Raw genomic sequence first — 20,847 nt, 5'->3', positions numbered from 1 at the left:
CGTTATCAATTGATCTGCGACATATGATCGCACGCATTTGAACAGAAATTGGAGGGATTCAATTGAAGCTTAGAAAAGCGTTCGGTCCGATAGTGGCAAGCTTCATGGCATTGTCGATGCTAGTTGGTTGTACAGGTACAGCCACGCCGCCTCCTGTTAGCCAGCCTAAGGAGGAGAAGAAGGATCCAACACCGCAGCCTACTCCTACGCCAACACCTGCTCCAGATGCGGGAACAGTCAAAGAGACGCCGCGGAACGAGACTTTGTATGTGAACGGAATACAATGGGGACCGCCGTCGAATTTCAACCTACTGAGCGGCAATCCTGCTTTTCCAGTAAACTATGGCAGCTCTAGAGAGCTGGTATATGAGACTTTGTTCATGATTAACCAATTAGACGGCGCGCTTGAGCCGTTATTAGGCACTAAATATGAATGGACAGATGATATGACGCTGCGGATTGAACTGAATAAAGATGCGAAGTGGAGTGACGGCAAGCCGTTTACGTCAGACGATGTCGTTTATACCTATTCATTAGGTAAAAAATACGATATCAACTGGAGCAGCTATTGGACTTACATTCAGGAAGTAGCGGCGGACGGTGCGAATGCGGTTCTGATCAAGCTGAACCCTGCTAATCCTAATAAGCTGACTGTGCTGGACAGCATCGAGATTCTGCCTATGATGCCGAAGCATATATGGGAAGAGATTGAGAAGAAAGCGAACAATGATCTTGCGGCAATCCGGCAAGAAGTGAATCTCAATCCGGTCGGTACGGGACCCTATAAGCTGATGTTCTTCAATGATCAGAAGATCACGATTGAAAGGGACGACAACTATTGGGGTAAAGCGCTGTTCGGCAAGCTGCCTGCTCCAAAGTATATTTCGCACGTTGTGTTTAAAGATAATGCTTCAGGAGATCTAGCCTTCAAGAGCGGTCAGGTCGATATGTCTCAGCAGTTCATACCGCAAGTGGCGAACATGTGGAAAGACGGAGCTCCTGTAAAAACGTATCTAAAAGAGCTTCCGTATTATGTTCCGGGATCCATGCCTTCGATCTTCTTCAATATGGCGAAGGAAGGGCTGAACAATGCGGATGTACGGCGAGCGATTGCGATGAGCATCGACTATAACAAGATCGCGGAGCTGGCGATGAGCGGATACTCTGCTAAGATGGAGCCGTCCTTAACTCTCAATACGTCAGCCGAATCCAAGTATGTCGATCAAGCAGCGATTAAAGACCTGCAGTGGACGACGGATGTAGATGCCGCGAATGCATTGCTCGATTCGATAGGAGCTAAGAAAGGGGACGACGGCATTCGCGTCCTAAATGGCACACGCCTTGGGCCGTACGAGATCGAGTGTCCGTATGGCTGGTCGGACTGGAACGCGGCATTGGAGATCGTCGCACAGAGCGCGAAGAAGATCGGCATTGAGATCCGGACGAAATTCCCGGAAGCGCCTGTGTGGACGAATGACCTGCAAACCGGCAAATTCGACATTATTATGAATACGCCTGCTGGCGGTGTAAACCCGAGCCAGCCTTGGGATAGAGCAAGAACGATTATGTACTCTAAGGGAGTCGCGCCTGTCGGCGAGATGGCGTTCTGGAACTGGGGCCGCTATAAGAATGACAAGGCAGACGGGATTATCGATAAGATCCCTACGATCTCTGATCAAGCAGAGTTGAAGTCGCTGTACACCGAGCTGACTCAAATGTGGCTCAAGGACATTCCGTCCATTCCGCTCATGTACCGTCCATGGGTATTCTACACGGTCAATGAATCTGTCTGGAAGGGGTTCCCGGTAGAAGGAGACGGCAGCAACATTCCTCCGCAAATTGTAATGGATGGCGCGGGCATCAGAGCGTTGTACCAGATTCATAACTAATTGCACAGCGAAAAGGCCTGTATTTGGATGACTTCTGAGCTTCCCCAGATATAGGCCTTTTTGTCACACAATCTGCGACAGCCGCTAATCTACGATCCGGAGGAGTGTTGAATTTGAATGCCTATTCCAAATATTTCATTAAGAAGTTTCTATGGTACTTTCTAACGTTCATGATTGCTATCAGCCTGAACTTTATATTGCCGCGCATGATCGAGGGCAACCCGGTCAGTATTATCGTCACGAAAATGACAGCAGGGATGACAGACAGCGACACGATCAAGCGAGTATATGAAACGTTCATTCAAGAATTTGGCGTAGATAAGCCGATCGGTACTCAATATCTCATTTATCTGAAGAACCTATTTACAGGCGATCTAGGCACCTCATTCGGTCTATACCCGAAGAAAGTAACGGACATACTCGCCTCCGCTGTACCGTGGACAGTGGCACTGCAGCTGCCGGCTATTCTAGTTGGATGGATACTGGGCAACATTCTGGGGGCGGTAGCCGCTTATAAGAAGGGGATTTACGACAAAGTGATCTTTCCAGCCGCGCTGTTTGTCAACTCGGTCCCATTTTTCACATTAGCCATCATTATGCTGTTCATCTTCGGTCTTACGCTAAAATGGTTCCCGCTGTCCGGCGGCTATGACTATCAGATGGTGCCTCAGCTCAGCTGGGAATTCATCGGCTCTGTTCTGCGTCATCATACGCTGCCATTTCTATCGATTGTTTTCGTTACGATCGGTGGTCAGGCCATTGGCATGCGCGAGATGTCTATCTATGAGTTGAATTCCGATTATGTGCTTTACAGCAAGCTGCTCGGCATTCGGGATTCGAAGGTTGCAGGCTATGTGTTCAAAAATGCGATGCTGCCGCAAATTACAGGTCTGGCACTATCCATCGGTACGATGGTAGGTGGATCTTTGATCGCGGAGATTGTGTTTAGTTATCCGGGCATCGGAACGTGGCTGTTTACAGCGATTCGTCAATTAGACTATCCGTTAATATCGGGCTGCACGCTGTTAATCGCAATTGCTGTGCTGCTCGCAAACTTTGCGATTGAGATTCTATATGGCTTCATCGATCCAAGAATCAAGGCTGCGCAAATGGAGGAACGCTGATATGAGTCATTCCATCCGTATCTTATTGAGATCGCCGAAGTTTGTTATCGGGACTGTTGTGCTTCTTGTGATGTTCGGATTTGTCACCGTATACCCGCTGATCAATACGAATGACCCGCTGGAAATGATCGCGCTCGCTTTTCAACCGCCTAATGGTGACATGATGCTTGGGTCTGATAACTTTGGCCGCGATGTGTTTCTGGAATTGGTCTATGGGATCAAAACCTCGATAAAGGTCGGTCTGATTGCTGGAGTATGTGCCACTGTGATTGGTCTCATCATTGGCTTATGCTCAGGCTACCTCGGAGGATTGATTGATAATCTACTTACTGCGGTGACAAACATTTTTATCGTTATCCCTTCCTTCATCATTCTGATTCTGATCTCTGTCAGTATCGATTCCCGAAGCTCACTCGTCACGGCGATCATTATCGGCATCACGAGCTGGCCATGGACGGCGCGAGCGGTGCGCGCGCAGACGATATCGCTGCGGAACAGGGATCACGTCAACATCGCGAAAATATCAGGCCACAATACCCCGAGAATTATTACATTTGAAATTCTTCCGTACATCGGGTCATACATTGTGATGGCATTTGTGCTGCAGACGGCGTCTGGCATACTGTCTGAAGCATCGATCTCGATGCTCGGACTAGGGCCGTACAATACGATCTCGCTTGGCATATTGATGAACTGGGCTTTAGTGTTTGAGGCGCCTGTTGCGGGAGCATGGTGGGCGTTTATACCTGCCGCGATGTCGATTGCCATTATTACGTTCTCGCTATTTCTCATGAATACCGGAATGGATGAAATCTTTAATCCAAAGATAAGGAGCTAATTATGAGCAAAGCGATATTGGAAGTGAACGGTTTAAAGACCTATTATCGAACCCGGCATAAGGAAAATGTGTTTGCGGTGGACGGTGTTGACTTCGTATTGGAAGAGGGAAGAACACTTGGGATTGCCGGAGAATCCGGCTGCGGCAAGTCAACGTTGGCTTTGAGCCTGATGGGGTATTACTTTCCACCGCTGCATTACAACAGCGGCTCCATTGCCATTGATGGAGTAGACATTATGAAGCTGGATAAGGAGCGTTTGCGGACGCAAGTGCTTGGCCGAGAGATCGCTTATATTCCGCAAGCCGCGATGAATGCACTGAATCCGACGCAGAAGATTATCCGCTTCATCGAGGATATCATGAAGGAGCATCAGCCTGAGCTGACAAGGAAACAGGTGTGGGAGATGGCCGCGGAGCGATTCGAAGCGCTTAATCTATCTACTAAAGTGCTCAATTCCTTCCCAAATGAGCTGTCTGGCGGAATGAAGCAGCGAACGGTTATCGCGATATCGACGATACTGAATCCTAAGGTACTGATCGCGGATGAGCCTACTTCAGCGCTCGATGTGACTTCGCAGAAAGCGGTCATTAAGCTGCTGAAGGAGCTTCTGGACCGGAAGTTCATTAAGTCGCTCGTCTTCATCACACACGAGCTGCCGCTCTTATACCATGTGACGGATGACATTATGGTCATGTACGCGGGCGAGATCGTTGAGCATGGCACAGCGAAGCAGATGATATTTGACCCGTTGCATCCCTACACGAAGAAGCTGATGGGATCTATCATCGTTCCGGAAGCAGGGATGAAGGGTAATAAGCTGACAGCGATTCCAGGAGCTCCGCCTAACCTCAAGCTCAAGATTGATGGCTGTCGATTCGCAGATCGCTGCATGTATGCGCGATCTGAATGTAGAGAAGCGAAGATCGGGCTGAAGCTGGATGACAATCGAAGCTATCGATGTCTCTTCGATAAGGATACGCTGAGGGAGTGGTATAACATTGAGGAGCAATAACGTATTGATCAGCGGGAATAAAATATCGAAAACATTCGGCTATGGCAAGCAGAAAACGCTCGCGGTCAGCGAAGTTGACTTTCAGTTCCATGAAGGAGAGATTGTCTCGATCGTAGGCGAGAGTGGAAGCGGCAAGACGACGCTGGCCAAGATCATTATGGGTCTGCTGAAGGAAACAAGCGGCAGCATTGAATATAAGGGCAAGCCAAGACTCCTCAACAAGCATGCGGATCGCAAGAAGTACTGGAAGGACATTCAAGCAATCTTTCAAGACCCGTTCTCGTCGTTCAACATCTTTCATAAGGTGGATAAGCTGCTGCTCGACTGTATTAAGCTCCAGGGGCTAAAGCTAACGAAAGAGGAGCAGCTGCACAAGCTGAAGGAGGCTTGTTCGTTCGTCAATCTCAAGTATGAGGAGCTTCACAATAAGTATCCTTTTGAGCTGTCAGGCGGGCAGATGCAGAGACTGATGATCGCGCGCATCTTCATCCTTCATCCCAAGGTGTTGATCGCCGACGAGCCCACGTCGATGGTTGATGCCTGTTCGCGATCAACCATTCTGGATATGCTGATGAAGCTGCGAGAAGATAATCAGATGACGATTATCTTCATCACCCATGATGTGGGTCTGGCTTATTATGTGAGCGATTCGATCTACATCATGGAAAAGGGCAAAGTAGTAGAGAGCGGCAGTGCGGAGGATGTCATTATGAATCCGCAGAAGCGCTATACCAAGCAGTTAATCTCCGATGTGCCGAAGATTCATGAAGAATGGGACTTGGCATAAAAGTTGAAGGTGAAAGTTTAGCTTAGGGCTGAACATGGTGAAATGCTGAATTGACTTTACGGCAGTAATTTACATATAATAAGCTTATCTGAATTAAGGGAGAGTTTTTGATGTCGGTGAACGTTCTTAACTAATCAATTCAATAGCGAGATTCTGTTATGCATTTGTTTTCAAATTTGCGTCTTTAGACGTTTATTTGTTGTACGTGTAAACAGTTCTTGCGAATTTAGTTAAGAACAGCGGATATCCATTAATGCCCTAGATAAGATCTTGTCTATGCGCCCGTCATCCGTGCTGTCTTCAGCACGGTTTTTTATTTGTACGGGTTGATAGCAGGAATATTTCAAGGCAAAGAATGACGGTAAACGTTATTCTTTGCCTTTTTTTTATTCTCATGAAGGAGTGATCACATTGGATCAACGTACATTGCAACGATTGGAATATGACAAAGTGAAAGAAAAGGTAATGAACTATGCGCTCTCTTATGCGGGCAGACAGCATATTGAACAGATGCAGCCGTTGACTCAGCTGAAGTCGGTACAGCATGCTCTTGATGAAACGACTGAGGCGACGGCGATTCTGAAGTATGGGGCTAGCGTGCCGATTCCTTCGCTTCAAGGCATCGATACGATTCTTGACTTGTTAGGTACGGGGTATATATTCAGCGAGCAGGACTTCTCGAATCTGTATATGTTTCTGAACAACTGCACGCAATTGAAGAAGTACATGGCTTCCAAGGCGCAGCTGGCGCCAGTCGTCAGCAGCTACGCATCATCCATGCATGAGCTGACTTCGTTAAAGTCGGAGATTGAGCGATGCCTGCGCAATGGGAGAGTCACGGATGCCGCCAGCAAAGAGCTGAACAAGGTGCGCAAGAAGATGGCGATTATCGAAGATCGCGTTAAGAGCCGAATTCAAACGCTGCTATCGAAGAACCGCAGCATTATGCAGGAGCATCTTGTGAGCTTGCGCGGTGACCGCTATGTGCTGCCGATCAAGAAGGAGCATCGCAAGCTCGTAAATGGCAGTGTGCTGGATGAATCGTCCAGCGGCCAGACGGTCTACATCGAGCCGAGCGAGATTGCGCAGCTGCAGCATGAGCTGATCGCGCTGCGTTCGGATGAGGGCAGAGAAGAGCTAAAGATTCTGGGCTATCTGACGGAGCTTGCGGAGCAATCGCAGCATGAGCTGCTTCTTAACGTAGAGACGGTCGGCGCCTATGACTTCTTGTTCGCGAAGGCGAAGTATTCGCATGCGATAGGCGGCAATCCGGTTCAGCTTAATGATCAAGGGGTTGTCAATATTCAAGGCGGGACGCATCCGCTGCTCGGAAGTAGAACAGTGCCGCTCGACTTCCAGATCGGCTCGAAGTATAAAACCTTGATCATAACGGGACCGAATACCGGTGGGAAAACGGTGGCGCTGAAAACGGTAGGCCTGCTGACCTTGATGGTTCAATCCGGGCTGCTTGTGCCGCTGAAGAAAGAGAGCATGCTCTCGGTGTTTACGCAAGTATATGCCGATATCGGTGACGAGCAGAGCATCGAGCATTCATTGAGTACATTTTCCGCGCATATTCGCAATATGATTGACATCTTGAAGATGGCGAATGCGTCAACAATGGTGCTTATTGATGAGATGGCGTCCGGAACTGATCCAGGAGAGGGAGTGGCATTGTCCATCGCGATGCTGGAAGAGCTGTATCGCAAGGGTGCAACCGTAGCTGCGACAACCCATTATAATGAGATTAAACACTTTGCAAGCATCGCGCCAGGTTTCGAGAATGCGCGGATGGAATTCGATGCCGATACGTTGAAGCCGCGGTATAAGCTGCGCATCGGCGAAGCGGGTCACAGCTACGCATTCTTGATCGCGCAGAGTCTAGGGATATCGGCAGATATCATACGCCGCAGTGAGGAGATTGCGAAGAGCAGAGGGGGAGAGCAAGGCAGCCTTGATCATTTGGTGCCTGAGGTTCAGCCTTATGAGAACAGCAAGCATCCGATTGCTCCGAAAAGTACGAATGAGCAGGGAGAAAAAGCTGAAGATGAGGCTTTGACAGAAGCGGTAAAGCAGCTCGAGATCGGGGATTGTGTTTATGTCGCTTATTTGAAACGAACAGGAATCGTATTTGAATTAGCGGACAATCGCGGCAATGTTGGAGTCATGATTCAGAAACAGAAATATTGGATTAATCAGAAGAGGTTAACGGTCTATATCGAGAAGAAGGAGCTGTATCCAGAGGATTACGACTTCGATATCATCTTTGAGACGAAGGAGAATCGCAAGAAGAAGAAGCTCATGCAGCGTAAACATGTTGAGGGACTGTCGATTGTTCGTCAGAAAGAGGATAGATAGAGCAAGCGAAAAAAACCTTCAACACACGTAAACGGGTTAAGTCCCAGCGTGGTGTTGAAGGTTATTTTGATTACAATTCTGCTGTCATCTCTGGTGAAGGTGCAGGCTCACTGTCAAGTATGATGACTTCGATTCTCCGAATGCGATTCTTACTCATATCCCGAATGATGATCTTTACATGATCATATTGAATCTCGGTGCCAAGCTTCGCATCATGTTTCTGACTAAATACCCAACCGCCGACGGTATCTACTTCTTCATCTCCAAGATCAAGACCTGTTATGTCACAGAACTCGTGCAGTGGAACTTTGCCATCGAACAGATAGCTGTTATCGTTCAGCTTCTCGATGTCTTTTCGTTCATCAGAGTCGAATTCATCACGAATCTCACCGACGATCTCTTCCAATATATCTTCAATCGTGATGATACCGGAAGTGCCGCCGTATTCATCAACCAAGAGCGCGATATGAACCTGCTCCTGCTGCATGCGTTTCAACAAAGATTTGACCGGAATGACTTCCGGAACCGTTAATATGGAATGAACTAAATGCTTAAAGTCGAAGCTTGGATTATTATCATATTCCAAGAACAACTGCTTCGTGTTGATCATACCGACGATGTTATCTTTGCTCCCGGTTGCGACAGGGAAGCGAGTGTACTGCTCTCTGCGAATGATGGCCATATTTTCAACAAGCGAATTATTTGTATATAAACATACCATGTCCATGCGTGGTACCATAATCTCTTTAGCTAACATTTCGTCAAATGCAAAGATACGACTTACGTATCCATACTCGGTATTATTAATCATACCGCTCTGGTAGCTTTCAGATAATATAATCTGAATTTCTTCTTGCGAGTGTGCTTCTTCATGTTCATTCGCTGGTTTCATGCCGAAGATACGAACAATCAAGTTGGCAGAGCCGTTCAGAACCCAAATGAATGGATACATGACTTTGTAGAAATAGATAATCGGCTTAGCAGTAAATAAACTGATTGCTTCTGCTTTCTGAATAGCGACTGTCTTAGGCGCCAGCTCTCCAATCACGACGTGCAAGAACGTCACGGAGGCGAAGGCGATCACAAAAGAAAGTACTGTGCTGATCTCAGTTGGAATGTTCATACTAGCGAAAAGTGGATCAAGAATTTTCGCTACTGTAGGCTCTCCTAACCAGCCAAGACCCAACGCTGTAATCGTAATACCCAACTGACAAGCTGATAAATATCCATCCAGATTGCTCGTTACACGTTGAACCGCGAGGGCATTCTTTCGTCCTTCAAGCACTAACTGATCCACTCGACTGGAGCGGAGTTTAACGATTGCAAACTCGGTTGCTACAAAGAAAGCGGTTAACACAATTAATACTGCTACTATAAATAAATTCAACCATATACTACTGTCACTGTCCATAAATTCGTCTACCATCCCTTTACTCTTAAAATTAGGTTCATATGAACTAATTCTACGAACTAATTCTGAATTATTCAAATGAATTGCTTGAGCATTTATGTTCATTGTAGCCTCATAAACGCACGTATTGATCGTAAGAACCTGCTTTTTCTTCATATCTCTTGCCTTTACAAGCAATTTTGGTCGATGCTATGATAGAGTTCATAAGAACTTGTAATTTGTGTAAGGAGGGAAGCCTATTGGAATCCTTTACGCTTACCCGCAGAGAGATATCATCATTATTGCTGTCATTGCAAGGAACTCACGATCAGACTCCCATATCCATACTACAACGAGCGTGGACCGAGCATCATCAACAGGCTTATAGGACGGGCGGTTCGCTTCCTGCATTTTTATCAACTGAGGTACCGCATATCATAGAGAAGATCATCCAAGGCAGCAAATTTAATGGCTTCTCGCTGCATGAAATAGCCGATCTAGGCCACTTAGTCGAGCATTCGAATCTCTCTATTACGTCGATCCAGAATTGGGTAAAGAGAGACTTCAAGGATATGTTTGATTCGATTAAGGAAGGCAGGAAATATTCGATCAATCAGGCGGCGCTGCTGTATATCATCGATGACCTGAAGATCAACCTAGATTTCATATCGATACGCAAACTGTTTCAAGCCCTGTTCTTTCCTCAGGAACCGAACCACACTTCATCCGAATGGATTGAACCAGTTCAATTCTATTATACGTATACTACTATGTTTGAAGAGTTGGATGCAAATCATAACCAAGTATCCGAGAGTGCAGGACAAGCTTCTGTTACGGCATCGCAAGATTCACTGCTTGAGAGCGAAGTACAGAGTTACGCGGATCGCATAACGCAGAATATGCCCTATATCACGAAATCTCAGCAGAAGGTCGTGAACAACGTGCTTGTAATCGCTGCGTTATCGGTACAGACATCGTATCTGCAGGCGGTAACCAAAAGATACTATAATGCAACGGTATTTCTTGATTTTTAGTCAAATTACTGAAAAATGCTATCCTTGTCACGAGCTGTTTGTGACCTTTGCGTCTCGAAGGGAAGAGTGCTGTCCAGGTGTAAGCTTGGTTAGTGCTCTTCTTTTGTTTTAATTTATTGTTGTATAAGTCTGGATGTTCATGTATAATCTGAGGAATTTACATTTCTAGGGAGGCGTTATGAAAATGGAACAAGTGATTCGTTATTACTCTACATTTGATGAATGGGGCAGGCTTGATCGCGAACCTCTTGAATTCATGGTCAACTGGCACCATATCAAGAAGCACCTCCCGACAGTCGGCAAGGTGTTAGACAATGGAGCAGGTCCAGGTAAATATTCAATGGAACTTGCTAAACTAGGCTATCAAGTAACCTTGACGGACTTGACACCAAGATTAGTAGATCATGCTCTTGATAAGGCAAATGAAATAGGGCTCATCAACCAGTTTGATGGTTTTTATGCTCTTGATGCCCGGGACTTGCAAGAACTACCGAGCGAACAGTTCGACGCTTCTCTGATGCTCGGTCCTATGTATCACTTGCAAACAGAAGTGGATCAGATTGCTGCCGTAAGAGAATTATATCGTGTAACGAAAATGAACGGCGTCGTCTATGTTGCCTTCATTTCTAGGATTCGAAAACTGCAGAATGCGTTGATGTTTCCGAAGATGTGGAAGCCGCTTGATCGTATGGATGCTATAACATCTTTCATGGATAATGGTTGCTTCAATCATGAGGATGAGGGACGATTTACTGGAGCTTATTATTATCATATTGATGATATTAAGCCCTTTATGGAAAGCTGCGGGTTTGAGACATTGGACTTAATAGGATCAAGCAGCATCGCTGGGCGTATGTCAGAAGATAATTGGAATTACTGGCGGGAACAAGGAGAAGAGGCATTTCAACAATTGATGGAATTGATCTATGAATCGTCCTCAGATCCGCATCTGCTCGGAGTATCCTCCCACTTGCTCTATATTGGAAGAAAGAAATAAAAAGGGATGTCTCACAAGCCGTATAATCGACTTATGAGACATCCCCTTTATATTGGAAAATGATTAATTAGTTTGAAATGCCATTGACCCGATGAACGGTGAAACCGCCAGTTGAGGCATGAAGGGCATGCAGCGCTTGTTCTTCGCTAGCAGGCTGCAGCATCTCTACTGCATATCTGAACTCGTAGAATCCGCCTAGAGTCGCTTTGAAGTTCGTTTCCCAATAGTTTGTGAGAATCCATGCGTAAGTTTCTGGCTTCAGATCCTCAGGCTGCTGGGTATGAACATAGCGTTGGGTGTGCTCTAGAGTTCCAAGCTGAAGCAGCGGTGTATCGGTCATCGAGAGCGCCAATACGCGTTGGTCAGCTGCGGAACGCCAGAATATTCCTTCCTGAACAGCGCTATAATCAAGGCAGGTACCAGGAATCTGGTCCTTCCACGGTCTAACAAGCGCTCCTGCTTTCTCTACGAACAATTCGGACTGTTCGCCTTGTGTGAATGGAAGAGCAACGTACACATTTTCCGGCATCCATACACTGTCTTTATGCAAACGAACGGATACTTCGACACGAGGCTTATTCGCATAAACCTTGATAAAGAGAGCGTAGTAGCTCATCCCTTTAACTTCATACTGAAGCTCCATAGTAGCGTACAATGAACCTTTCTCGAGCGTTCTTACCCGAGTGAGGCGACCGACATCTCGCTGGACATTGATGCCTTTGCGATTGCGTCCCATTCGTGCGCGAGCGGACCATACTTGTACAGGATCACGATCGTCAATAACAGGTGTTAGCTCGTAGATAGGCGAGAACGCAGCATAATTGCGGTCTACATCTAACAAGTCACGCTGTTCTGTCTTATCGATCCATGCGGTAATTCCTTCACCAGCCAACCATTCGATTCGCACATATTTGGATTCGATCGAGCTCGATTTGATCGTGATCCCTTGATCATCCGTCTTCGTGCTGATCATATCCTGCATATCTTGTACACCATCAGCGCCGATGAGAACGGTATTGGACGTCGTGAACATATGCCCTTGAGACATGGAACTAGCTTTATCCTTATTCGGTACGAGTTGAAGCGTACGTGCTTCGTTCGGTGCTAGAGTCAATTCGACGACAATCGAATGCGTGTTCTTCATCTGGTACGGTAATTCTGCTCCAGTCGTCTCGTCGATGACACTAAACCCGTTCTCAATCATCGTATGTTCCCAGCCGTCGAGATTCAATGTGGCATGCTGAACAGCAGTGCCAGGCTCTGTGTTAATAACCTCGTAGCGCAGCGCGCGCTCTGGATACAGAGTTGAGCCGTTGCGAGCCAGAAGCACCTTATCGAGTGCGCGATGGGCAAGCTCACTTGCTTTGGAAGCATACGCTTGCTTGCGGATCTCAAGCATCTGTACTTGCGGATGCCATGGTTCGCCGATCGAGCTATGATAGCCCCAAGTATGTTCCGCATACATCGTTAATGCATTTGCAGTATCGTCCAATTCAGCAGGACTCACTACTTCAGCATTAGGATCAAGGCGTTTTACTTTACGCAGTGTGCGCTGCGCGTCACGATACATTTGAGTATGCATAGCTGTAGAAGCCGCACCGTCAGACCACCAGTCAGGCCAGTCGCCACGATGTACAGGCAGTTCGGACAAGTCCTCCTGCTTCAATCGGGCGAAGAACTGAGACAGCGTCGTCTGTTCAACGCGAATCTCTGTGCCATGCTCCTTATTCCACTCCGCGATCCATTCGGCGATGCGCGCGTTTGGAGATGCATTGTCTGTTCCGAGACCGGACAACATCACAGGTACGAAGTCATAAGGATATTGCTCCTGTTCTAGATTCCAGAGGTAGCGGTTCATGCGCGTCTCAGCGACCTCAAGATGACGCTCTTCCGATTCCATGAGCACATGCTTGATCTCATCCTTGATCATGTATTTGCCCAATGCGTTCGGGCAAATGCCGAGTTCATTACCAATCATGTAATGCTCTCCGTTCCAGACGAGGAGGCGTTCACCTTCAGGTGTTTCCCACCAGAACGGCGTTTGCTTGCGCCCAATCGCATACATGCCGTGATGAGTATGGATACAGCTGAACAGATGTTTGATCTGATTGCGGAGCAAACTGGAAGCATAGCCCCAACCATATCCGTTAATGTCGGCTGTCATCGCGCTGTCGATCTGATGACCGAAGGATTGAGCATACTTCTGAGCCAAGCCGTGATTGCGATTGAGCAGATCAATGTCTGGCAGCTCTGTCATATTCAGATAAGTGCCTGAAAGCTCGATGTCGCCGCGTAGAATAGCCTGCTCAAACAGGGCTTTCTCTTCGCTAGTCGCTTGCTCCAGGAAGCGCTCAACTGCCCAGAATGTTTCACATGTCCAGCGGAATGGCTTCCACTCTGTCTTCTCCCCGCGATGCCCAGCGTCAGCGATTCGAACTGCTTGGCGAATGAAGTCTACATGGTATTGCTCAATCTTCTCTTGCCGCTCGGTATAACCGATGTCCGTGTGAGAATGATGAATAACGTAGATTGTCCAAGGACGAGACGGCTTAACCACTTTAGTTTGGTTCAAGGACATTGAAGAAAACCCCTTATATTCATAGTATAAATGCATATTTAGTATTGCTGGAAATCAGTATAGTTGATCAATGCCGAGATATACCTGCTCCATCTCATCTAATATCGGAGAGATAGAAAGGGCTTCCATACCAATTGCTGCGCGCATATCGGCTGCCCACAAATCGAAGCTCTTGGCAATCTGACCGCCAAGAAGGATGCGAGCGGGTTGAAATGCCGCAGCATAAGGCTTCAGAAAGTCACCTAGCCGCTGACCATAGTCACGGAATAAAGCGACCGCATTCGTGTCGCCCGATTGCGCGGCTATCGCTAGGCCGCGCACATCCAATTCGCCAGGCCGCAGACCATGGGCAGCGGCCATAGCGAGAATCCCGCGTCGGCCGAATTGGTCATCGGCTGGCGCTCCGCGATAAGGCTCAGCGTACAACATCCCGTTTTGCGGCACACCGCGCTGACCCGCGATGATGGTGCCGCAATCGATGAACGATGAGCCAAGCCCTGTGCCGAGCGTGAGGCAGATCAGCCGCTCGGCAGGGTATTGCAGGCTGACGCCAAGGGCGAACGCAGTGGCATCGTTTTCAAAAACGATGCTTGCCTCTGCAAGCAGGGGAGCCCACGGCTTAGCCTGCGGAAGAGAAGCTCTTCGCGCAAGCTCCTGCTTCAGCAGATCCCCAACGCGCATTCCATACAAGCTGTCATACTTGCCCATGCCTTGCAGAAGTGCGATCCCTTCAGGGTAATCGAACGGTCCAGGGAAGGCAAAGCCGATTCGAACTTCGTCTAGACTTGTGTCGAGTGGAGCACTAACAGCACAATACTCGTTGAGTAACAATTCACTCACATCAGCAAAACCGAGGATGATCTCGTGTGACGACAGATCCGAATATGAAGGCTGGGTTAGCCTAGGAGCCGCAAGTAGTTGGCGATTCTCGAGCAGGGCCGCCTTCAGATAAGTACCTCCAGCATCAATCGCGATGGTGATCATTCTTCCAGAGTCGCTGTTTAAATTGAGATTATGCGATGGATCTGGTGTTAACCCTTGATGCTCCATACGCATCATCCCTTCCGCGGATGCCAATTGTGGGGCAGAAGCGGCGTATCCCAATCAGGGGATACGTTAGCACGGACCAGGGTACACGGCTCGCCGTTTACACTTTCAAGGCGATAGCGGCCTACACTAGCAGGCACAATATACGCCTCAGCATAACCCCATTCTACAGCAGCTGCTTCGTTCGATTCTGGAACGAGCCGCACGCGCTGTCCTTCAACCAGATTGTACATAACGAATTCACCCGCGGTATCATCTATCCAGCTATCCTTCAGATGAAGTCGGCGAACCTGGAACAGCAGGTCATCACGATGACCGATGATATCTTCATGATTCGCTCCTTGAGTTTTGTGTACAACTGGCTGTTGGATCATGCCTTTTTTCGCAGCTGTCTCATTCATCTCGTCATTAATGTTTTGCGAAGCATGATCACGGTTGATTGGACGAGGCAAGCCATCGGCATCCAGGCGCAGATAGTCATAGATCTTGAAAGTAAACCACCAGGTTGTCGACGAGATCTCCAACACCATATTGCCGGATCCGGAACAATGTACCGTTCCAGGTGGGATCAAGTACAGATCACCTTTATTCGCAGTCCATTCGCTTACATAAGCGTTCATATCAAGCGGTACTTGTTGAGCATGAGAAGCATCGACAGCATCTAATAGCTGTTGACCGCTTACGCCGTTCTGCAAGCCAAGATATACCTTGGCATCCGGCTTTTGTTCCATAATGTAATACGATTCCTGCTGTGTCATGTGTTGATTGAATACATTCTCTGCATATTCTTGTCGAGGATGAACTTGCAGAGATAGATTGCTTCCGCCAATCGTATCTAAGTAGTCAAAGCGAATCGGGAAGTAGTCTCCGAATAGCTCAACATTGCGCGATCCCATGACCGCTTCTGGTTCTGCTTCTAACAGAAGCGGGAAAGGTACCTCTATATAGCCTTGTCCCATACTTAAAAGAATCGTGTTCTCAGGAGCGATCGGTTCAAAGCTCCATGCACAGTTGGCCCACTCAGTAGGCAGGTCGCACAATTCCTTCAAGTATTGCCCGCCCCAAATGCCAGGTGCGAAGAAAGGCTTAACTCGGAACGGCTGCTTAGCTGCGGCTTGCAGCATACAGTTCAAATCAGCAATTGACATCCATACAGGATCGTTCTCGCGATTTAGATCCATATAGAACACGTTGTTGGCATCTTCCTGTGCGCACTTGGACAACCATTCGCGGCGATACGTTTCCCATACCGGCCATTCCAGGAAGTAAGCGGTCTTATAAGCCACAACGGAGTCTTTGGTAACTTCGAAGCCGAAGTTGCCCATTCCTTCCTTATGTCGACGTTGCTGTAATTCGCGTGAGTAATCAACGTAATAAGTCAAGTCATAAGAGTAATCATTTAACCACAGCGCACCAGGTCCATATACAAGCTGGATGCCGCCTTTTTGCGCGTCCATTTGCAACTTCTGTGCCAATTCATGCTTCGCTTCTGCACGGAAGTAGTCAGATGGCTTGACATCAGCAGCCACATAGCCGAAAGCGCGATTATCGGTTAAATAACGAGCGAATTGTTCGCGAAGTTCATCCTCCGTTTTCGTGAATTGTCCAGTGTAGAAGGATGAACACGGAATGCCTGCTTGGGAGCAAGCGTCATTCAGCTTGCTGACGAAAGCATCAAATGGTGCTCCGTGCGTACCGTCCAAGATGACTTGAAACGGCTGATTACCGTTAGAAGCATGCTGATAATTACTAATAATATCGGATAATAGTTTCTCCCAGCCATGAAACATGTTCAGCTTATTTGAATCGGTTTCATGAATGTAGTTAATAGGGAGCTTGTTAAAGGTTTGCATGTTGTTCCCCACAACTCCTCTCTATGACATGATACGATCACATTATAGAAGATGCTGTGGAGAACGTATTTATAATAAGGAGAATCATTTTTGTACAATCAGGACATGTGATTAATTTCCACTACTTCTGGTCAGGACTCTGATTCTGAGATTGCATCGAGGGAGCATCAGGAAATGATAAGGATCCCGAGCGGCCTTCTGAGAATTGAGATCGTCGAAATTTAGCAGGTGCTACACCGAGTTTAACTGTAAATACACGTGTAAAATAATGCACGGATTCAAATCCGCAAGAGGCAGCAATCTCTTTAATGGCTCTATTTGAATTCAGAATTAGGTCTGCCGCCAGCTGGCATCGCTGCTCTTGAATATAATGGACAAAGGATTGCCGCTGGTATTGGGTGAATAAGCGCGTTAAATGACGCGGTGATATGTTGAGATGACTCGCGACAAGCTTCAACGATAGCGGTTCGCTTAGATTATCGTCTATAAAGAGCTTAGCTTGGTTAAACAATGCGACGCTCGCATGAACGGTTTGTGCAGCCTCGGACTCTTTTGTGTGAGCCGAATGGTTTGGAATAAAAGATAGAAGCAGCGACAAGGCCGTGCTCTGTATCGCCATAGGCGGATAAGAGTAAGGCTCATTAAACATGCCGACTAATGCATTCCATAAAGCGCCCGTTGTATGATTGCTCACATCGGATATAATGGTCTTCTCATGATTCATTAGCAGCTGATAACCGTTAAGGTAATAGTCGCTGCACACTGACTCATCTGGTTCAAACGCGACATAGCATATGGCTAAACCGCTCTCACTTTTGATCTGATGCCAGATTCCAGGTCTAGAAATAAAACTGGTACCCGGTTTTATTTCATATGTCTCGGTGCCTTCAGTATACGTACCATGCCCAGACATCACATAACAGGCCTCCAAGAAGGAGTGCCGATGACGTGCATTGTCATAATGCTCAGGCATGAAGCCCCAAAAATGAATGCGCAAGCTAAGATCTGGCGCACTTAATTGCAGCATTGAGCGGTTGAGCATTGCGTTGGCTCGTTTAAACGAAGTATATATTTCCATGCCCATCTAATATTCACCTACATTACTAATCATTCAGAAACCGTTTTACTTGACTATTGCTATAGTTAAATGGTTCTAGTGTTGCTTCTATAGTATGTGATGATTCGATGATCTGCAAGCGAAAGAGACAATCACTCCGGCCAAGGGAAAGGGAAGTTCATTGCTTTGAAAGGAGTGGTTATTCTAGATGATGTAACAGGAATATGATGGTGATAATCGAAGAATATATAGATTAGCAGTTAGCTTAAAATAGTCATTTACTTTTATACAAAAACGAATACAATATAAGTGAGTGATTACTCACTTTCATTTGGAGGGGTGAATGCACATGAGCGCTTCAGTGATTGTTTCTGAGGTCAGTAAGCAGTATGGCAAGAAGGAAGTCCTAGTTAATGCGAATCTTACGATTCAACACGGTGAAATATTTGGCATGATCGGCCCATCTGGAGCGGGTAAGACAACGCTCGTTCGCACTATTGTGGGGATGGATAATCCGACGAAAGGAAAAGTGACGGTGTTAGGAACAGATGTACCTAATCTATCTGTTCTGCAAAATGTCGGATACATGGCACAATCCGATGCACTCTATCCTGAGCTCACGGGCAAGGAAAATCTAGACTTCTTCGCATCGCTGTTCCAGCTGTCTCGACAAGAGCAGAAGCAGCGCATCGCTTATGTTGCCAATCTAGTACAATTGACATCTGACCTATCTAAGAAAGTGGAAGCCTATTCCGGAGGGATGAAACGCCGCTTATCATTAGCTATTGCACTCGTGCATGATCCGCAAGTGCTTGTGCTTGATGAACCGACAGTCGGAATGGACCCTGAATTGCGCTTTTCGATCTGGAATGAGCTTGACAGATTGAAGCAAGAGGGGAAGACGATCATTGTAACGACACATGTCATGGATGAAGCTGATAGATGCGACTGTCTTGCCATGGTACGTGAAGGGAAGATCATTACGACTGGATCACCGGCTGAGCTGAAGCTACAGTACGGAATCAACAGCTTGGAAGAAGTATTTATTAAAGCGGGGAGTGAACGGATATGAGAACTCTGGCGCTAATTAAACGGATATGTCAGCAGATGTTGCGTGACAAGCGCACACTCGCACTCATGATGGTTGCTCCGCTGCTTATCTTAACATTAGTATACTTTCTGTTTACAGGTAATTCTTCAGCAAATATTAGGCTGGGTATTGTCAACTCGAATGCAATGATTACCGAGCAATTGCAAGCAATGGATATCGAAGTTGTCGATATCGCTGAGCCGCAGGATGCGGCGGCAGTGATACGAGACAATGATCTAGACGGGATACTACAAATAGACAAAAGCGGAATACGATTAACACTAGAAAATGCGGATCCAAGTGTGTCGAAAGGGCTGCAGATCAAGGTTCAGCAAGCAATGTCTGCGCTCGCTGCCAAGCAGCAGGCCGCTCAAGCTGGTTCTAACTCGGCAGCTTTAACGGACAGTGTGCTGCCTAATGTTGAGATGGCGTATGTATTCGGAAATAAAGATACATCATTCTTTGATGTAGTCAGTCCGGTGCTTGTCGGATTCTTCGTATTCTTCTTCGTATTTCTGATCTCAGGAATATCGCTGCTTCGAGAACGAACAACGGGCACATTGGACCGAATTGTAGCTACACCTATCCGCAGAAGCGAGATCGTGTTGGGTTACTTGTCTGGATACGGAATATTTGCCGTCATTCAAACGGTTATCGTTGTCTTATACGCGACGAAAGTGCTGGATATCGTACTTGTTGGATCCATATGGAACGTGATCCTCATTAATCTATTGTTAGGGCTCGTCGCTTTGTCGCTGGCACTGCTTCTCTCGGCATTTGCGAATACAGAATTTCAGATGGTTCAATTTATCCCGATCGTCGCTATTCCCCAAGTGTTCTTCGCAGGGATATTCCCAGTGGATGGGATGGCGGATTGGCTGCAGGTTATAGCCAGATTTATGCCGATGTATTACGCTGGTGATGCTTTGCAAGGTGTTATGTATAAAGGCGAGGGGATCAGTGATATCAGCGGGGACCTGCTCATACTTGTCGGATTCGCAGCATTGTTTATCATCATGAACATCTTGGCCTTGAAGAAATACCGCAAGATATAAAGCACTAGATCGAAAACGCCTAAGGATGAGCTCCTTAGGCGTTTATGTTGTTATATGATAGATAGGCTAAGGGGTTAATCCTTTGATTAGAAATGTAATCGTGGCATCAAGCTCCGACTTGTCGTCCCATGCATCACTCGAACCAACAGGTAAGAAGGTACGGGTCAATATATATCCTCCAATGACAGATATCATCATTCTAATTATGGTATCTGTCGGTAGTTGAACGATTTGACCTTCCCGCTTAAAATGTTCAACAATAGATGAAACTTGATTCTTAACCAGTGTCACGACTAACTCTTGCAGCTGTGATTGAAGATCAGGCTGAAACGGAAGCTCCTGTATGACAATCTTAAACAATTTCTTATTCTGAAGGGCGAATTCGACTCGATTCTCAGTAAAGGATCTCACAAATTGCTCGAAATTCGTATATTCCGTCTTCAGCACATCACGAAACTCGCGCATCACGAATGGAGTGATCAGCTTGACGATAGTTGGAGTAATAATCGTCAAGAGTAGATCTTTCTTCGTCTTATAGTGACGAAATATCGTGCCTTCCGCTACGCCTGCGCGTTGAGCGATTTCGCTGGTAGAGGATGCCGCATACCCTTTTTCAGAAAATATTTCGATTGCGGCCTTTACGATATTCGCCTGCTTCTCCGTCATCTTGGTTTCGTTCTTGTTCAGCATTTCGTCAATCCATGGCTCGTTCTGATCTGTCAAGCAGCTCAACTCCT

Annotated in this window: 16 protein-coding genes; 10 read left to right on the top strand and 6 right to left on the bottom strand. The window is 46.9% G+C overall.

From position 1 onward, the window contains the following. Positions 1-104 precede the first annotated feature (104 nt). From ACXX53_RS07660 to ACXX53_RS07635, 6 genes are all read left to right on the top strand, one after another. Positions 105-1,889 (top strand): ABC transporter substrate-binding protein, encoded by a 1,785-nt coding sequence (locus tag ACXX53_RS07660; RefSeq protein WP_458568368.1) that lies wholly within the window; start codon positions 105-107, stop codon positions 1,887-1,889. Between the two features lie 113 nt (positions 1,890-2,002). Next, positions 2,003-3,013 (top strand): ABC transporter permease, encoded by a 1,011-nt coding sequence (locus ACXX53_RS07655; protein WP_458568036.1) that lies wholly within the window; start codon positions 2,003-2,005, stop codon positions 3,011-3,013. A gap of 1 nt (position 3,014) precedes the next feature. Further along, complete coding sequence (locus ACXX53_RS07650; protein ID WP_458568035.1) at positions 3,015-3,851, top strand: ABC transporter permease; 837 nt, start codon at positions 3,015-3,017, stop codon at positions 3,849-3,851. A gap of 2 nt (positions 3,852-3,853) precedes the next feature. Then, positions 3,854-4,864, top strand: a complete 1,011-nt coding sequence (locus ACXX53_RS07645; RefSeq protein ID WP_458568034.1) for an ABC transporter ATP-binding protein — start codon at positions 3,854-3,856, stop codon at positions 4,862-4,864. After that, positions 4,851-5,651: an ABC transporter ATP-binding protein gene (locus ACXX53_RS07640; RefSeq protein ID WP_458568033.1), complete on the top strand. Its 801-nt coding sequence runs from the start codon at positions 4,851-4,853 to the stop codon at positions 5,649-5,651. Before ACXX53_RS07645 ends, ACXX53_RS07640 begins: the two co-directional genes overlap by 14 nt. 411 nt (positions 5,652-6,062) lie before the next feature. Beyond that, positions 6,063-8,009, top strand: coding sequence for an endonuclease MutS2 (locus ACXX53_RS07635; protein WP_458568032.1), 1,947 nt, complete (start codon positions 6,063-6,065; stop codon positions 8,007-8,009). Positions 8,010-8,079: 70 nt separating this feature from the next. Here ACXX53_RS07635 and ACXX53_RS07630 read toward each other — a convergent pair whose 3' ends face one another. Then, on the bottom strand, positions 8,080-9,435 hold the full coding sequence (locus ACXX53_RS07630) for a hemolysin family protein (protein WP_458568367.1): 1,356 nt from the start codon (positions 9,433-9,435) through the stop codon (positions 8,080-8,082). Positions 9,436-9,659: 224 nt separating this feature from the next. On the opposite strand from ACXX53_RS07630, the gene ACXX53_RS07625 reads away from it, so the two are divergent. Both ACXX53_RS07625 and ACXX53_RS07620 read left to right on the top strand, forming a co-directional pair. Then, the gene (locus tag ACXX53_RS07625; RefSeq protein ID WP_458568031.1) at positions 9,660-10,433 is read left to right on the top strand and encodes a DUF1836 domain-containing protein; all 774 of its coding nucleotides are present in this window, start codon (positions 9,660-9,662) and stop codon (positions 10,431-10,433) included. Positions 10,434-10,617: 184 nt separating this feature from the next. After that, the gene (locus ACXX53_RS07620; RefSeq protein WP_458568030.1) at positions 10,618-11,430 is read left to right on the top strand and encodes a class I SAM-dependent methyltransferase; all 813 of its coding nucleotides are present in this window, start codon (positions 10,618-10,620) and stop codon (positions 11,428-11,430) included. Between the two features lie 67 nt (positions 11,431-11,497). Here ACXX53_RS07620 and ACXX53_RS07615 read toward each other — a convergent pair whose 3' ends face one another. From ACXX53_RS07615 to ACXX53_RS07600, 4 genes are all read right to left on the bottom strand, one after another. Continuing rightward, a complete protein-coding gene (locus ACXX53_RS07615; protein ID WP_458568029.1) occupies positions 11,498-14,008 on the bottom strand; it encodes a glycoside hydrolase family 38 N-terminal domain-containing protein in 2,511 nt (836 codons plus the stop codon). A gap of 54 nt (positions 14,009-14,062) precedes the next feature. Next, positions 14,063-15,058, bottom strand: a complete 996-nt coding sequence (locus tag ACXX53_RS07610; RefSeq protein ID WP_458568028.1) for an ROK family protein — start codon at positions 15,056-15,058, stop codon at positions 14,063-14,065. Between the two features lie 5 nt (positions 15,059-15,063). Continuing rightward, positions 15,064-16,908, bottom strand: a complete 1,845-nt coding sequence (locus ACXX53_RS07605; RefSeq protein WP_458568027.1) for a class I mannose-6-phosphate isomerase — start codon at positions 16,906-16,908, stop codon at positions 15,064-15,066. Positions 16,909-17,029: 121 nt separating this feature from the next. Continuing rightward, positions 17,030-17,992 carry a helix-turn-helix domain-containing protein gene (locus ACXX53_RS07600; protein ID WP_458568026.1) on the bottom strand — a complete coding sequence of 321 codons (963 nt, stop codon included), beginning with the start codon at positions 17,990-17,992 and terminating at the stop codon, positions 17,030-17,032. A 322-nt stretch (positions 17,993-18,314) separates the two neighbouring features. Between ACXX53_RS07600 and ACXX53_RS07595 the strand changes: the two genes are divergently transcribed. Next, positions 18,315-19,037, top strand: coding sequence for an ABC transporter ATP-binding protein (locus tag ACXX53_RS07595; protein ID WP_458568025.1), 723 nt, complete (start codon positions 18,315-18,317; stop codon positions 19,035-19,037). Next, positions 19,034-20,110, top strand: coding sequence for an ABC transporter permease (locus ACXX53_RS07590; RefSeq protein WP_458568024.1), 1,077 nt, complete (start codon positions 19,034-19,036; stop codon positions 20,108-20,110). Before ACXX53_RS07595 ends, ACXX53_RS07590 begins: the two co-directional genes overlap by 4 nt. Positions 20,111-20,176: 66 nt before the next feature. Here the strand turns inward: ACXX53_RS07590 and ACXX53_RS07585 are convergent, their stop codons facing one another. After that, a complete protein-coding gene (locus ACXX53_RS07585; RefSeq protein ID WP_458568023.1) occupies positions 20,177-20,833 on the bottom strand; it encodes a TetR/AcrR family transcriptional regulator in 657 nt (218 codons plus the stop codon). Between the last annotated feature and the right edge of the window lie 14 nt (positions 20,834-20,847).

This window comes from Paenibacillus marinisediminis, from assembly GCF_054343325.1.
The sequence above is the reverse complement of the archived record's forward strand: the minus strand, read 5'-3'. Positions and strand labels throughout refer to the sequence as shown.

Coding starts and splice junctions, on each gene's coding strand:
- ACXX53_RS07620 (WP_458568030.1), top strand. CDS start 10,618: ATGGAACAAGTGATTCGTTATTACTCTACATTTGATGAATGGGGCAGG.
- ACXX53_RS07645 (WP_458568034.1), top strand. CDS start 3,854: ATGAGCAAAGCGATATTGGAAGTGAACGGTTTAAAGACCTATTATCGA.
- ACXX53_RS07590 (WP_458568024.1), top strand. CDS start 19,034: ATGAGAACTCTGGCGCTAATTAAACGGATATGTCAGCAGATGTTGCGT.
- ACXX53_RS07610 (WP_458568028.1), bottom strand. CDS start 15,058: ATGGAGCATCAAGGGTTAACACCAGATCCATCGCATAATCTCAATTTA.
- ACXX53_RS07605 (WP_458568027.1), bottom strand. CDS start 16,908: ATGCAAACCTTTAACAAGCTCCCTATTAACTACATTCATGAAACCGAT.
- ACXX53_RS07595 (WP_458568025.1), top strand. CDS start 18,315: ATGAGCGCTTCAGTGATTGTTTCTGAGGTCAGTAAGCAGTATGGCAAG.
- ACXX53_RS07650 (WP_458568035.1), top strand. CDS start 3,015: ATGAGTCATTCCATCCGTATCTTATTGAGATCGCCGAAGTTTGTTATC.
- ACXX53_RS07600 (WP_458568026.1), bottom strand. CDS start 17,992: ATGGGCATGGAAATATATACTTCGTTTAAACGAGCCAACGCAATGCTC.
- ACXX53_RS07615 (WP_458568029.1), bottom strand. CDS start 14,008: ATGTCCTTGAACCAAACTAAAGTGGTTAAGCCGTCTCGTCCTTGGACA.
- ACXX53_RS07630 (WP_458568367.1), bottom strand. CDS start 9,435: ATGGTAGACGAATTTATGGACAGTGACAGTAGTATATGGTTGAATTTA.
- ACXX53_RS07660 (WP_458568368.1), top strand. CDS start 105: ATGGCATTGTCGATGCTAGTTGGTTGTACAGGTACAGCCACGCCGCCT.